The sequence below is a fragment of the Mucilaginibacter sp. genome, assembly GCF_965201005.1.
Lineage (GTDB): Bacteria > Bacteroidota > Bacteroidia > Sphingobacteriales > Sphingobacteriaceae > Mucilaginibacter_A.
This window is the reverse complement of sequence record NZ_OZ241747.1, coordinates 744,529-758,576: the sequence shown is the minus strand read 5'-3', so window position 1 is coordinate 758,576 and position 14,048 is coordinate 744,529. Positions and strand designations below refer to the sequence as shown.

14 protein-coding genes are annotated in these 14,048 nt (G+C 41.6%); 7 read left to right on the top strand and 7 right to left on the bottom strand.

Annotated elements, in window-relative coordinates:
* Positions 1–23: 23 nt before the first annotated feature.
* The 7 genes from ACOFKR_RS03360 to ACOFKR_RS03330 all read right to left on the bottom strand — a co-directional run bounded on the left by ACOFKR_RS03360 (position 24) and on the right by ACOFKR_RS03330 (position 8,520).
* Complete coding sequence (locus ACOFKR_RS03360; protein ID WP_419802622.1) at positions 24–2,840, bottom strand: 2-oxoglutarate dehydrogenase E1 component; 2,817 nt, start codon at positions 2,838–2,840, stop codon at positions 24–26.
* 56 nt (positions 2,841–2,896) lie between these two features.
* Positions 2,897–3,061: a hypothetical protein gene (locus ACOFKR_RS03355; protein ID WP_419802621.1), complete on the bottom strand. Its 165-nt coding sequence runs from the start codon at positions 3,059–3,061 to the stop codon at positions 2,897–2,899.
* A gap of 33 nt (positions 3,062–3,094) precedes the next feature.
* The gene (locus ACOFKR_RS03350) at positions 3,095–4,219 is read right to left on the bottom strand and encodes an FAD-dependent monooxygenase (RefSeq protein WP_419802620.1); all 1,125 of its coding nucleotides are present in this window, start codon (positions 4,217–4,219) and stop codon (positions 3,095–3,097) included.
* Positions 4,220–4,296: 77 nt separating this feature from the next.
* The gene (locus tag ACOFKR_RS03345; protein ID WP_419802619.1) at positions 4,297–5,160 is read right to left on the bottom strand and encodes an AraC family transcriptional regulator; all 864 of its coding nucleotides are present in this window, start codon (positions 5,158–5,160) and stop codon (positions 4,297–4,299) included.
* Between the two features lie 47 nt (positions 5,161–5,207).
* Complete coding sequence (locus ACOFKR_RS03340; protein WP_419802618.1) at positions 5,208–6,740, bottom strand: cryptochrome/photolyase family protein; 1,533 nt, start codon at positions 6,738–6,740, stop codon at positions 5,208–5,210.
* A 129-nt stretch (positions 6,741–6,869) separates the two neighbouring features.
* Positions 6,870–8,315, bottom strand: coding sequence for a DASH family cryptochrome (locus ACOFKR_RS03335; protein WP_419802617.1), 1,446 nt, complete (start codon positions 8,313–8,315; stop codon positions 6,870–6,872).
* A gap of 58 nt (positions 8,316–8,373) precedes the next feature.
* The gene (locus tag ACOFKR_RS03330) at positions 8,374–8,520 is read right to left on the bottom strand and encodes a DUF2256 domain-containing protein (RefSeq protein WP_419802616.1); all 147 of its coding nucleotides are present in this window, start codon (positions 8,518–8,520) and stop codon (positions 8,374–8,376) included.
* An 81-nt stretch (positions 8,521–8,601) separates the two neighbouring features.
* Between ACOFKR_RS03330 and ACOFKR_RS03325 the strand changes: the two genes are divergently transcribed.
* From ACOFKR_RS03325 to ACOFKR_RS03295, 7 genes are all read left to right on the top strand, one after another.
* Entirely contained in the window at positions 8,602–9,318 is a 717-nt protein-coding gene (locus tag ACOFKR_RS03325; protein ID WP_419802615.1) for an SDR family NAD(P)-dependent oxidoreductase, read from the top strand.
* Between the two features lie 2 nt (positions 9,319–9,320).
* The gene (locus ACOFKR_RS03320; RefSeq protein ID WP_419802614.1) at positions 9,321–9,959 is read left to right on the top strand and encodes a flavin reductase family protein; all 639 of its coding nucleotides are present in this window, start codon (positions 9,321–9,323) and stop codon (positions 9,957–9,959) included.
* Between the two features lie 149 nt (positions 9,960–10,108).
* Complete coding sequence (locus tag ACOFKR_RS03315; RefSeq protein ID WP_419802613.1) at positions 10,109–10,762, top strand: TetR family transcriptional regulator C-terminal domain-containing protein; 654 nt, start codon at positions 10,109–10,111, stop codon at positions 10,760–10,762.
* Positions 10,762–11,220: a PIN domain protein gene (locus ACOFKR_RS03310; RefSeq protein WP_419802612.1), complete on the top strand. Its 459-nt coding sequence runs from the start codon at positions 10,762–10,764 to the stop codon at positions 11,218–11,220. Before ACOFKR_RS03315 ends, ACOFKR_RS03310 begins: the two co-directional genes overlap by 1 nt.
* Positions 11,210–11,395 (top strand): hypothetical protein, encoded by a 186-nt coding sequence (locus ACOFKR_RS03305; RefSeq protein ID WP_419802611.1) that lies wholly within the window; start codon positions 11,210–11,212, stop codon positions 11,393–11,395. Before ACOFKR_RS03310 ends, ACOFKR_RS03305 begins: the two co-directional genes overlap by 11 nt.
* Before the next feature lie 263 nt (positions 11,396–11,658).
* Positions 11,659–12,981: an ABC1 kinase family protein gene (locus ACOFKR_RS03300; protein WP_419802610.1), complete on the top strand. Its 1,323-nt coding sequence runs from the start codon at positions 11,659–11,661 to the stop codon at positions 12,979–12,981.
* 433 nt (positions 12,982–13,414) lie between these two features.
* The gene (locus ACOFKR_RS03295; protein ID WP_419802609.1) at positions 13,415–14,041 is read left to right on the top strand and encodes a TetR/AcrR family transcriptional regulator; all 627 of its coding nucleotides are present in this window, start codon (positions 13,415–13,417) and stop codon (positions 14,039–14,041) included.
* Positions 14,042–14,048 lie beyond the last annotated feature (7 nt).

The following is a 14,048-nucleotide window of genomic DNA, read 5'->3' as shown; positions in this document are numbered from 1 at the left end:
TTTTATAAACTATATTTCAAGGATTAATCAGCCCCGGCGTTTGCCATTTTAGCTGTGGTTTCTTCTACTTCTTTTTTTACAGCTTTGCCAGCAGGTGCTTCAAAAGCTTTGCTCACAATATGTAATTGCTGTGCGGCGTGTTGTTTGGCATAGCCGGTTGCGGTGCTGCTGCTTTCGTTCCGGGAAATCAATTGAAAATCCAGATCGGTATGGCGCAATTTTCGGCATAAATATGGCCAGGCACCCATGTTCTCCGGTTCTTCCTGTACCCAAACCCAACTATCAGCATTGCTGTATTTGGCTTTGATTTTTTGCATTTGCATAATCGGCGTTGGATATAATTGCTCCAAACGGACAATCGCTACATCTTTACGCTGATCGGTTTGCTGTTTTTCCAGCAAATCATAATAAATTTTACCGCTGCAAAACAACACACGGTTTACCCCTACTGCATCTGCAAAAGCATCATCAATCACTTCATTAAATTTTCCTTCGGTAAAAGCTGCAATAGGCGATACACATTTCGGGTTCCGCAGTAAACTTTTCGGGGTGAAAATAACCAAAGGTTTGCGGTAAGGATTAACCATTTGGCGGCGCAAAATATGGAAGAAATTGGCCGGAGTAGTACAGTTAGCCACCTGGATATTGTTGTCCGCACAAAGCTCCATAAAACGCTCAATCCTTGCAGATGAATGTTCCGGGCCTTGTCCTTCGTAACCGTGCGGCAGCAGCATCACCAGACCGTTACCACGCTGCCATTTCGTTTCTGCACTGGCCACATATTGATCGGTGATGATTTGTGCACCATTTACAAAATCACCAAATTGCGCTTCCCAAAGTGTTAAAGCGTTTGGATTTGCCAGGGCATAACCATAATCAAAACCTAAAACGCCGTATTCCGAAAGATGCGAATTGTAGATATGAAAAGCAGCCTGCTGATCAGAAATATTACGCAAAGGCACATATTCTTCTTCAGAATCTTCCAATGTTAAAACAGCATGACGATGTGAGAAAGTCCCGCGTTTTACATCTTCTCCGCTTAAACGAACCGAATGGCCTTCGTTCAATAAAGTTCCGTAAGCCAGCAGTTCGCCCATGGCCCAATCAAAAGTTTTTGTTTCGTTCACCATTTTCTGGCGGTCAACAAAAAGTTTTTCGATCTTTTTGAAGAACTGTTTTCCTGACGGCAGTTCGGTTATTTTTTTCCCGATCATTTCCAGTTCTTCCTTACTGACAGCCGTTTCCGGGGAAGTTAGAAAATCTTTGTCCAAAGCAAAACGCAAACCTTTCCAGGCTCCGGCAAACACAGGTTTTACTTCCGAAAATTTTTCCTCAGATTTAGATTCATCCAGCTTTTCCTGCAACATGGCCTTAAAATCCTTTTCCATCTGTTTGGCCAGTTCCGGATCGATACTGCCTTCTGCAATCAGCTTTTGGTTATAAATTTCTTTCGGGTTTGGGTGCTGTTCAATCGCCTTGTATAAAAGCGGCTGTGTAAATTTCGGCTCGTCGGATTCATTGTGCCCGTACCGGCGATAGCACAAAATATCAATAAATACATCTTTATGAAAAGCCTGGCGGTACTCCATTGCCAAATTAATGGCGTAAGTTAAAGCCTCAACATCATCACCGTTGACGTGGAAAACCGGCGATAAAACCGTTTTGGCAATGTCGGTACAATAAGTACTGGAACGCGCATCTTTATAATTGGTGGTAAAACCGATCTGATTATTGATTACCAGGTGCACTGTTCCGCCGGTGCGGTAACCTTCCAGTTTTGACATTTGCAAAACTTCGTAGATAATCCCCTGACCGGCAACAGAAGCATCGCCATGAATCAGGATTGGGGCGATTTTTTTGTCATCACCAGCGTATTTAAAATCGATTTTAGAACGCGTCAACCCTTCAACAACCGGGTCAACTGCTTCCAGATGCGATGGATTTGGGCAAAGGCTTAAATGTACTTTTCTACCGTTAGAAGTTTCTACATCGGTAGAATAGCCCAAATGGTATTTTACATCGCCGCTGAACGAAGCGTCTTCGTCAAAACCTTTTCCTTCAAATTCAGAAAAAATTGATTTATAGCTTTTGCGGAGGATATTTACTAAAACGTTTAGGCGGCCGCGATGTGCCATTCCGATCACAAATTCTTCGATGCCTAATTTTGACCCTTTTTCGATCACCGAATCCAGGGCCGGAATCAATGATTCTGCCCCTTCCAGCGAAAACCGCTTCTGGCCCAAAAATTTCGTACCTAAAAAACTTTCAAAAACAACCGCTTCATTAAGCTTTTTCAGCAACTGTTTTTTTTCTTCTGCGGAAAAATGCGGCGTGTTCCGGCTGCGTTCCATGCGCTCTTCAAACCAGGTGATTTTATCCGGGTCGCGCAGGTATTTATATTCTGCCCCAATCGCCTGGCAATACGTTTGCTCCAGTAAATCGCGGATATCACTCAGTTTTGCCGGCCCTAAACCAACCTCTACACCGGCATTAAAAACCGTGTTCAAATCGGCATCGCTCAAACCAAAAGTCTTCAATTCTTTGCCCGGCACATATTTACGCCGTTCGCGTACCGGATTGGTTTTAGTGAACAGATGGCCGCGGGTGCGATAACCGTCAATCATGTTCAGCACATTGATTTCTTTCAAAAAATGTGTTTGATCCGCAGATGAAACAGCTGGCTCCGGTAATGTGCCGGCTTTATCCGACTTGCCGAAATCAAAGCCTTCAAAAAATTTCTGCCAGCCAAAATCAACTGATTCCGGGTCTTGCTGATAATTTTGATAAAGAGAATCTATGTACGCTGCGTTAGCGTTATTTAGGTACGTTAAAGTGCTCATGGAAAATCCAATCAGTGAAACGTTGCAAAAGTAAGAATTTAATAAACAAACTGCTTTTAAAGTGCAATTAATGTGAGGCGGGTTGTCAGCAATCGGTTGTCAGCTTTCAGGTATTGCAAACGGGAAGTAAGGGCTGAATTGTTGATGCTTCTTTTATCGGGGGAAAATTTGGTTTGTGGTGTTTTAAGCTGATTTTGTGCTACTGATACTTCTTTTACCACCCTAAAAGCTAAATTATATTTTCAACCGTATTGTTAAAAAGGCATTTCTTGTGCGTTTCTTTTTCGGATGGCTTCTTCGGTTCTCGGAATAAAATTTTCCCTTACATTTAATTCGGCTGTGGCTTGGACTTCTTCAATAAACGGACGTAAATTTTGGTTGTAATCCTGAAAAGCCAATTCAAAATTTCCATTGTGCTTTTGTAATGCATCAGCTAATGTTGCCGCTCCTTCGATAGACAGCGATGCACCCATTCCGGCAGCCGGTGAAGCGCAATAGCCTGCATCACCCACCAACGCCACCCGCCCTTTTGTCCACGACGGCATTTTTATCTGGCAAAATTTATCGAAGTAAAAATTTTTTGAATGCCGCACTTCTTCCAGCAATTCGGCGGTTTTCCAGCCTTGCCCCGCAAACTGCTCCAAAATTATATTTCTTTGTTGCGCAACATCACGGTAATCGTAAGGAATCTCTTTTTCTGAAAGGAAGCAAAAAATGATGTCGGTCTTGTTGTTGTACGCATTAATCATCACGGCCTTGCCGGGCACATTGTACATCTGCATGGTTTTTTGCGGAACCAGCAATTTGTTAACGATGGTAATAGAAAAGTAAGCTTCCAAAAAATATACATATTCGGCTTCATGGCCAAACCAAATTTTTCTAACACCGGAATGTGAACCATCGCAGCCAAACACCAGGTCAAAGGCACGTTGCGTGCCGCTTTTAAAAGTAACTTTTATATCGTCGCGGGTTTCGTTTAATGCCAGGATGCTGTCGTCAAAAATAAATTCGACCTCGTTTTTTAAAGCTTCTAATAAGATGCCGATAAATTTATCCCTTTCAATTTCGATGTCATCGTCTGGCAGTTCCCCATCCCCGTTTTTTAGCAACAATGAGCCTTCTGTAACATCGTCGGCATTTTTAAATTCTATCATTTCCACACTCAACCTGTTTGATTTTAATTGTTTATAAATCCCCATGCGCTTAACAATGTCTATGGTATTTCCGCGCAGGTCAATGGCTGCACCGGCAGTTCGGGGTTCTTTTGCCAATTCAACAATCGTTAGTTGATAACCTATTTTGTTGAGCAAGTATGCAGTTGAAAGCCCGGCTATACTTGCGCCCGAAACGAGCACTTTTTTATCTTTTAACAATTCCATTTTACATGATTTTTGGACTGTACAAAGGAACAACGCATTTGAAGGATTAAAAACAGCAATACGAAGCAGGTATTGGACTAATCGAGGTTTTTGTTGCGAAAGGCCAAAGCAGTGGTCCCGGTAACTTTGGTAAACAGCCGCGAAAAATACGGGCAATCATCATAACCTAATTCTGCAGCAATTTCTTTTACCGATTTATCCGAATGGTAAAGCAACCGTTTTGCTTCTAAAATTACACGATGTTGGATATGATAAGAAACAGAAAAACCGGTTGTATTTTTAACGCACTCGTTGAGGTAGGGCGTAGAGATGTTTAGCTTTTCGGCATAATTTGCCGGGCGTTTAAGCTGGGTATAATTGCGCCCCAATACTTCCTTAAAGACTTTGGTGATAAGCTCAAACCTGGAAAAGTTTCTGGGTGGTTTGACTGATGCTAAATATTGTGAAACAACTAAAGCCACCAACGTATTGCAACTGTCTTTTAACAAAGAGTGATAAAGCTTGTCGTTTTTTCGTTCAGTAAATTTGATGCAAAGTGATGCTGCTTCGGAAATAATGGCAAACGTTTCATTTGTTAAAACCAATGGTTTTGTGGGCATGATATCTTCCAGTAATTTCAAATAGTCGGGGTTCAAATTTTCATTATTGATGGCCCAACTGCTCACGGTTATATTTTCGATTTTAATGATACGATGCACTTGGTCCGGGTGCATGTAGATAACAGACGGAGACTTAATGATAAACTTTTGAAAATCAATTTCAATATGAACTGTTCCGTTTTCCAACAGAAAAAAGGAATGACGGTCTTCCCGGTGTGGGTCTTTGGCTTCTTCTAAATTGTTAAAGGTCGCTTCATCCAGGGATATTTTTTCAATGGCGATGCCTGCGCCAAAATCATCGGCCATGGTGTTTACAGGAATGGATCTGCTTTTTTTAGCCATTGTTTTTTATTGTACAACATTAAAAATGCCTTACGCGTTGCCTCTTCCTACAACTCCTCCACCTTATTTTTATAAACCGCTGCCTGCTCTAAAATTTTTTCCAGATCATCTGGTTTTAAACGGTGCAGGTTGCCGTAAATCATTTTTAAACGCTGGTTACCAGTCAGTAAATGTTCGTTCCGGGAGAAAAAATCCCAGTACAAACTGTTGTACGGACAGGCTTTTTCGCCGTGTTTTTTATTTTTATCGTAAAAACAGTTGCCGCAATAATCGCTCATTTTATTGATGTAGGCCGCTGAAGCTACGTACGGTTTGGTGCCTACGATACCGCCATCGGCAAACTGGCTCATGCCGTGCGTGTTGGGCAGTTGCACCCATTGCATGGCATCAATGTAAACGCCCAAATACCAATCGTCCACTTCGTGCGGATTTGAACCAGAAAGCAAGGCAAAATTCCCGATTACCATTAAACGCTGGATGTGATGCGCCCAAGCCAAATCCAGCGACTGGCCGATGCAATGTTTTAAACAGTTCATTTTGGTTTCGCCGTTCCAAAACCATTGCGGCAGTTTTGCCTGATGGTTGAAAAAGTTTTTCTCCGCAAACTCCGGCATTTTGGCCCAGTACAAACCGCGCATGTATTCGCGCCAGCCTAAAATTTGCCGTGTAAAACCTTCAATCTGCGGCAAGCTGATTTCTTTTTGGTTTTGCTGCCAAGTCATTATCGCCTGTCCGATGACTTCTTTTGGCGAGATCAATTTCACGTTCAACGCAAACGACAAACGCGAGTGAAAAAGCGATTTATGCTCCTGCAACATCGCATCTTCATACGTGCCAAAATGCGGCAACAGGTTTTGGCAGAAGTAATCAATCAGCTTTAAACCTTCCTTCCGGGAAAGCGGCAAATCCACTTTTCCGGCTTCCACATTTCCAAAATACGGAACTTTCAACGCATCAATCAAAGCTTTGATTTCGCTCAAATCGTGTTCAAAAACCAAAGGTTCGGGCAAAGCAACTTTATGGTCAAAGCGGTTCCGGTTATCGTGGTCGAAATTCCACAAGCCGCCAACCGGTTCGTTTCTGTTCATCAACAGGTCGTGCTTTTGCCGCATATGCCGATAAAAGCTTTCCATAATCAACTGGTTTTTGCCGGAGAAAAAATCGCCGACTTCTTCGCGCGTTGTAAAAAAATGTTCAGTGTCAAATGCTTTGGTTTTGATATTTAAAGATTTGCAAAAAGACTTTAATTGTTCGTCCAGCCGATATTCATCAGGCAGCAAATATTCAAACCGCACGATGCTGTTTTTATCGATGATTTTTTGGAGGTTTCCGGCCAGCGTTTGTTCATTTTCCGGATCGTCCAGCTTGAGATAAACTACCTGATGGCCAGCTTTTTCCAACTGAAAAGCAAAATTGCGCATCGCACCAAAAAACGCCAGTATTTTCTGGACATGATGCTTTACATAAGTCTGTTCCTGCATCATTTCCATCAGCACATATATTGTTTCCGGTTCTTTTTGCCGGAACCAGGAATGCGTGCTGACGAGTTGATCGCCGAGAATTAATCGTAAAGTTTTCACGAAAAATTAACCGATAAAATAAGTATAGGTTTGAAAAGGCTTAAAGCTTTTAGCAATTGGCATTCAGCTAAAACCAGGCAATAATACTGAATTTAAAGGAACTAAAAGCTGATCGCCAAAGCTGTCAGCCTAAAAAACATTCGCGTTCTTGTCCGTCAATTTCTGCCATTTGGGTTCAATTACCAACTTCGGATAATCAACACCAAGTTTGATTCCATAAACAGCTAATTCTGCTGGTGTTAAAAAAAATGGCGTATGGATTTGCTTGCCCGGAATTGCGCCCAATTCGGGCACCCAAAGTTTTACATATTGGCCTTTCGGATCAATTTCTCCGGCTTGTTTAACTACGTTTAAATTGCGGTTTTCCTTCGGGTCATTGCCCACGCCAGCCAGCGCAGCCCAGTTGCCCCAGTTAGTGGCCTGACTGTAATCAATCAGTTTTTCTTCAAAATAAGCGGCACCGCACGTCCAGTTTACGTGTAAATCACGCACCAAAAAGCTGGCCGCATTGTAACGCCCGCGGATACTGGTATAGCCGGTGGCGTTCATTTCCCGCATTACGGCATCGATAAAAGGTACACCGGTTTGGCCGGTTTTCCATTTTTCCAAAAGCTCATCCTGGTTGGCCGCTTCCGTTGGTGCCTGGCCTTTAAAACCTTCTTTCTGAAAAAACTGATCGCCGTGTTTTTTAAACATAAAACGGTAATAATCACGCCACAACAACTCCAAAATTACAGCAGTGGTCAGCACATTGCTGCCATACGATTTTTCGTATTGCTGCACCTGCCAGTAAATTTGGCGCGGCGAAATACAGCCCATCGATAACCAAGCCGACATCGTATTGGCAAAATCGGCACCCACAACCGGGTTAGCTTTCACCGTTTTATCCTGATTTTCCCCGGCAAAATTATTTAGCTGGTTCAAACCTTCTTTTTCTCCACCTAAAAAACGCATTACCGCACGTTCATCATCAAAAGGTTCGGCCAAACCCAATTCTTGCAAAGTTGGTATTTCGCCTAAAACCTTAATTTCCGGCGTTTTTATTTTCTGCGGTGGAACGGCACAACGGCGCACCTGACTGTCGCGTTCTACTTTTTTGCGGAAAACCGAAAAAGCATCCGGAATATCTTTGATCGGGAAAGGTAAGTCTTCTTTGTTGTGCAGTGTGTGGCCGATGAAGTGTTTCAGGTTGATTTTCATCTTCCATAAAGCCGCTTCCACTTTTGCCGAAATTTCGGTTTCCTCAAAAGCCACTTCACGGTGATGATAAACTTCCGAAACCTGATATTGCTGCACCAATTCCGGGATAATTACCGCCGGATCGCCCAGCCGGACCAATAAATCACCGCCTAAATTTTGTAACGACTGCCGTAAATCAGCAACAGATTCGTTGATAAAGCGCGCCCGGAAATTGCCGGTTTTTTGGGTGCTAAAAACAGTAACACGGTAATAAAACGGATCAAAACAATAAACCGGCAAAATGGCATCGCCTTTATTTACGGCTTCGGTCAGCACTTCGTTGTCCGCAATCCGCAAATCATTTCTAAACCAAACTAAAATCGTTTTACCGCTCATAATTTATAATCATTACAAATTAAGTATAAAATCGTTGTTTTAAGGCTCAATGTTCCGCTTATTTGGCTTTCCGGCATTTATCGCTGCAATATTTTACTTCGCCCCAACATTTCCCCCATTTTTTGCGCCACTCGAAAGGCCGCCCGCATTGTACACAAATTTTAGAAGGCAAATTAGATTTTGTATATTTTTTTACGGGCGGCATATTGGTTTCAGTTTTTACTGAACAAACAAATACAACTTATGTTACCCTGAAACACTAACAAATTTAGCCGGTAAAAACAGTATGGGTTTTGCAGATAAAAATATAATAATTGCCGGCGGAACTTCTGGGATTGGCCTGGCTTTAGTAAAACAATTGGCCGCAGCCGGTGCAAAAGTTTTTGTGGTTTCGAGGAATATCGGCACGGATTTGCCTGAAAACGTAACGCACATCCCGCATGATTTTACTTCGGACGATACTGTTTTTACGGCACAATTTCCGGAGAAAATTGATGGTCTGGTTTATTCCGTGGGATCCATCAATTTAAAGCCTTTTCAGCGTTTGCAGCGTGAAGATTATTTAAACGATTTTAAGCTGAATGTTTTAGGTGCGGTTTCATTGATCCAGGCTTCATTAAAAGCTTTAAAAGCAAGCGGAAATGCTTCTGTGGTTTTGTTCAGCACGGTTGCCGCGCGCACCGGAATGAGCTATCACGCCAGTGTTGCCGTATCCAAAGGTGCCGTTGAAAGCCTGGCCGTTTCCCTGGCGGCAGAATTTGCATCGGGCAAAATCCGTGTAAATGTGATTGCGCCATCGTTGACCAATACACCGCTGGCACAAAATTTATTGAGCACACCGGAAAAACAGGAAGCATCGGCCAAACGCCATCCGCTGGGCAAATTCGGGCAGCCGGACGATATTGCTTCGGCAGCAAAGTTTTTATTATCAGATGAAAGTTCCTGGATCACGGGGCAAATCCTGAACATTGACGGCGGCTTATCCACCTTAAAACCACTCTAAAAATGATTTATGATCACGATGCCCTGATGCAGATGGAAAAGCAGTTTCGCGCCATGTTTATCAATAGTTTGGGCGGATTTAAAAGCTTGCAATTGATCGGAACAATCAGTGAAGATGGCAAAACCAACCTGTCTGTTTTCAGTTCGATTTTCCACCTGGGCGCCAATCCGCCGCTGGTTGGCATGGTTGCGCGGCCGCCCGGCCCGCAACACGATACGCTGAAAAACATCAAAACAACCGGTTTTTATACGCTAAATAATGTACTGGCCGATTGGTATAAAGAAGCACATCAGGCCAGCGCACGTTATCCTTCCGGTGAATCTGAATTTGGAAAATGTAGTTTGACAGAAGCCTATGTTGATGGTTTTAAAGCCCCGTATGTAGCCGAATCTTCACTGTCAATCGGTTTGGAACTGAAAGAAATTATGCCGGTAACTTTAAACGAAACCAGCATTATCATCGGCGAAATCAAATGGGTGAAAGTTGATGAAGGCTTTGTTGCCGAAGATGGTTTTGTTGACCTTGAAAAAGCAGGTTCTGTTACAGCTTCGGGCTTGGATTCTTATCATACAACCAAAAAACTGGCGCGTTTAAGTTATGCCAAACCGGAGAAATTTCCGCAGGAATTAAACGTTAAATAATGAAAAGCAATGCTTCTTTTACCGGATGTTTTTGGGTGAAACAGCATTTGTCAGCCCAACATCAAACCTTTCGTCAACAGGCTTGAGCAGCAAAATTGTCCGTAACTTAATACTTTCATTTTACATACTTCTTTTATCCCATAAAAATCATGATCTCAACAGAAAAAATCCAGAACGATTATATTGATTATGTTTTAACCGAAGGCGAACAACCGAAATCCGTTTATATTTTCGCCAAAAAAAATGAGTTTTCCGAAGATGAATTTTACCAGCATTTTGGTTCGTTTGAAGGTGTGGAACAAAGCATCTGGACGGATTTGGCCTTAAAAACCATCGCCGAAATCAAAACCCAGGAAGTTTGGCCGCAATATTCTGCCCGCGAAAAAGGTCTGTCGTTTTTTTACAGCTTTTTTGAATTATTAAAGGGTAAAAGAAGTTTTGCGGTTTTCAGCAGCAAACGCGCGGCAAAAGGCATGGGCACACCAAAAATCTACATCGGCTTAAAAGAAGAATTTGAAAACTTCAGCGTACAGATTTTGCAGGAAGGTATTGAAACCGGCGAACTGGCCGACCGTAAGTTTTTGGCCAACCGTTATAAAGATGCGCTTTGGGTTCAATTTGGTTTTATTTTGAATTTTTGGGTGAACGATGAATCCAAAGGTTTTGAAAAAACAGACGAAGCGATTGAAAAAGGTGTAAACGTTACATTTGATCTTTTCCAGCGTTCGCCTGTTGATAATTTGCTGGATTACGGCAAGTTTTTGGTGAAGAACGGCGGTTTTAAAGAGAAGATGAAGTTTTGATGGAGCGGCTTTATCTTGATACTTCTGTTTTCGGTGGCTATTTTGATGCAGAATTTGAACTTTGGACAAAGATACTTTTTGATCAAATAATTGAAGGAAAATATAAGGTTATTTATTCTGAGTTGACCAGTATAGAATTGCAAAATGCTCCTGAAAGAGTAAAAAAACTTGTTGCTAAATTTCCTTCAGAGTGTATTGAAATTATAGAAAATTCTATTAATGCCACCGATTTAGCTATTGCTTATATTGAAGAAAAAGTAGTAGGCAAAACCAGCATTTTTGATTGTAATCATATCGCCTTGGCTACGCTTAATAATGCGGATATTTTAGTTAGTTGGAATTTTAAGCACATTGTAAATGTAAATCGTATCCGCGGATATAATTCTGTTAATATCAAGTTTGGACATAAAGTTTTGGAAATAAGATCACCCAGAGAAATTTTAGAATATGAAGACTGAAACACAGCAAACTGAATCTATGGTTGCCCAATTACGAAAAATTCGCGATCAAATAAGTTTAGAAATTCAAGATATGAATTCAGAACAAATACTGGCATATTTTAAGGATAAGAAAGGTTTACTTCCGCAAGAAGTTTGGCAAAAAAAGGAAGAAAACAAAACAGAGCCGCAATAATTAAATTACGATAACACAATGGATAATACAGTGCTTTGCAGGCGTGTGAGGGATAACAGCGGAAAGCCCACAGCGAGGACTTGCAGCGGATAGCCCGACCCGCAGGGGCACGCCCAAATGAGAGAAGAGCGGTGAGCGGAGAAAAGAGCGTTGAAAAACAAGATTGAAAATTGAGAATGACACGTTCTTTTTGATTTTCCGCTCCTCTTTCCCCACTCTCCGCTCAAATTAAACAACACCAATTTTATGCCGATAAAAACAGCATGAGCGAAGAAAACAAAGAACAAAACAGCATACCAACATCCAAAGTACAGCGATCGGCCAAGTTTGTAAAAACGGGTTTTAAGATCGGCGGAAATTATGTAAAGCATTACTCGAAAAAACTTTTTAACCCGGATTTGAACAAGGACGAGCTGAACGAAGACAATGCGGCGGACATTTACGAATCATTGAGCGAACTTAAAGGTTCGGCCTTGAAAGTGGCGCAGATGCTGAGCATGGACAAAAATATTTTGCCAACGGCTTACGTGGACAAGTTTTCGCAGTCGCAATACAACGCGCCGCCGCTTTCCGGCCCGCTGATCGTACAGACTTTCCGAAAGTACTTTGGGAAACCGCCGGAGCAGATTTTTGACAAATTCAACTTAAAATCTACCAATGCGGCTTCCATCGGCCAGGTTCATCAAGCAGAACTGAACGGACAGAAACTGGCCGTGAAAATTCAATATCCCGGCGTTGGCGATTCTATTTCCTCGGATTTAAAATTAGTAAAACCTTTTGCTTTCCGCCTTTTGGGCATGAGCGAAAAGGAACTGGACATTTACATGCGCGAAGTAGAAGAACGCTTGCTGGAAGAAACCGATTACGAGCTTGAAGTGCGCCGTTCGATCGAGTTTACAGAAGCTTGTAAGGATTTAAAAAACGTAGTGTTCCCAACCTATTATCCGGAGCTTTCTAAAAAACGCATCATTACGATGAGCTGGCTGGAAGGCAAACATTTGAAGGAATATCTGCAAACCAACCCTTCACAGGAAGAACGAAACATCATCGGCCAGGCGTTGTGGGATTTTTACAATTTCCAGCAGCACGAGTTACGTGCCGTTCATGCCGATCCGCATCCCGGAAATTTTATGATCACGCCGGAAGGTAAACTTGGCGTGATCGATTTTGGCTGTATCAAAGAAATGCCTGATGAGTTTTATTATCCATTTTTCTCCACTACTTCTTCGGATTTGCTTCAAAATAAAGAAGAAACGATCAAAGCTTTCCGGCAGTTGGAAATGATTTTGCCAAAAGATAACCCACAGCAAGTGGAGTTTTATTATGAAGCTTATAAAGAAATGATCGGGCTGTTTGCCAAACCTTACATGACGGACAGTTTTGATTTCAGCCAGTCGGATTTTTTTGACCGATTATACGCTTTTGGTGAAAAAATCGCCAAAATGCCGGAGTTTAAACAGGCGCGCGGCGTCAAGCATTTCATCTACGTTAACCGTACAAATTTTGGTTTGTACAACATTTTGCACGAATTGAAAGCTAATGTTAAAACAGACACTTTCAGGCCGCATGTGCTGCTGGAATACTAAATTTTAGGTGGTAAAAGAAGCATCCGTAATTTGATTATTAAAGAAGGAACAAGCGTGATCTTGTCCCTTTTTTTGTTTGCATAAGTCATGGTTTAAAGTTTAATTATGCCTGATGCTTTTTTAGCCTGCCGTATTTAAGGGCTGGTTTAAACTTCGGTGATAGGTTTGCCATGCTTCTTTTACCACCTAAATTTTGATTTAATTATCCATGTTGATATACACATCATAAAAAACCGCTAAATTTTAGGTGGTAAAAGAAGCATACAAATTCAGCATAAAATAGAAACCTGCTTTTAGTTGTAACAAAAATCAGATTTTCCCGTCAAAAAAGCAGTTTGTCATTCTTTTGATAGTAAATTAAAGTTTATCTTCAAAAAGTAAAAAAGTAAGGAAACTTTTAAAACTAAAATTGTTTCCTTAGTTTTGCGGGGTTATGTCAACAGATCAGAAAGACAGAATAATTGCCGGCGGTGAAGAGCTTTTTATGCAAGCAGGTATAAAAAGTGTTACGATGGACGATATTGCCCGGCATTTGGGCATGTCCAAAAAAACACTTTACCAGTTTTTTAGTGATAAAAACGAATTGGTGATTGCGCTGATCAAAAAAAACTTGAACAAAGATGAATGTCAGATTCATCAAATTATAGAAACTTCCGGCAATGTAATTGAGGAAATGATCAACATGATGAAATGTTCCGAAGAAATATATTCACGTATCAACCCGATTGTAATTCACGATATTCAGAAATATCACCCGGACGCTTGGAAAGAATTTCAAAATTTTAAAGCCGATGTTTTGATCAATACTTTGGAACAACTTTTAAAAAAAGGCATTGAACAGGGCTTTATCCGTCCGGATCTGGATGTGAAAATTTTGGCCAAAATGCGCTTAAACCAGGTAGAAATGGGTTTTAACACGAGCATTTTTCCGGTAACAGAATTTAGTCCGTGGAAAGTACAATACCAGTTGCTGGAACATTTTAACTATGGCATTTGCACCTTGAGCGGCCATGAGTTGCTTGACCAGTATAAAAACGCTGTTACTTCAATCAGTAATTAAAAACCTG

Excerpts from the sequence above, each read along its gene's own strand:
- ACOFKR_RS03360 (WP_419802622.1), bottom strand. The coding sequence starts at position 2,840 with ATGAGCACTTTAACGTACCTAAATAACGCTAACGCAGCGTACATAGAT.
- ACOFKR_RS03350 (WP_419802620.1), bottom strand. The coding sequence starts at position 4,219 with ATGGAATTGTTAAAAGATAAAAAAGTGCTCGTTTCGGGCGCAAGTATA.
- ACOFKR_RS03345 (WP_419802619.1), bottom strand. The coding sequence starts at position 5,160 with ATGGCTAAAAAAAGCAGATCCATTCCTGTAAACACCATGGCCGATGAT.
- ACOFKR_RS03335 (WP_419802617.1), bottom strand. The coding sequence starts at position 8,315 with ATGAGCGGTAAAACGATTTTAGTTTGGTTTAGAAATGATTTGCGGATT.
- ACOFKR_RS03330 (WP_419802616.1), bottom strand. The coding sequence starts at position 8,520 with ATGCCGCCCGTAAAAAAATATACAAAATCTAATTTGCCTTCTAAAATT.
- ACOFKR_RS03325 (WP_419802615.1), top strand. The coding sequence starts at position 8,602 with ATGGGTTTTGCAGATAAAAATATAATAATTGCCGGCGGAACTTCTGGG.
- ACOFKR_RS03320 (WP_419802614.1), top strand. The coding sequence starts at position 9,321 with ATGATTTATGATCACGATGCCCTGATGCAGATGGAAAAGCAGTTTCGC.
- ACOFKR_RS03315 (WP_419802613.1), top strand. The coding sequence starts at position 10,109 with ATGATCTCAACAGAAAAAATCCAGAACGATTATATTGATTATGTTTTA.
- ACOFKR_RS03310 (WP_419802612.1), top strand. The coding sequence starts at position 10,762 with ATGGAGCGGCTTTATCTTGATACTTCTGTTTTCGGTGGCTATTTTGAT.
- ACOFKR_RS03305 (WP_419802611.1), top strand. The coding sequence starts at position 11,210 with ATGAAGACTGAAACACAGCAAACTGAATCTATGGTTGCCCAATTACGA.
- ACOFKR_RS03300 (WP_419802610.1), top strand. The coding sequence starts at position 11,659 with ATGAGCGAAGAAAACAAAGAACAAAACAGCATACCAACATCCAAAGTA.
- ACOFKR_RS03295 (WP_419802609.1), top strand. The coding sequence starts at position 13,415 with ATGTCAACAGATCAGAAAGACAGAATAATTGCCGGCGGTGAAGAGCTT.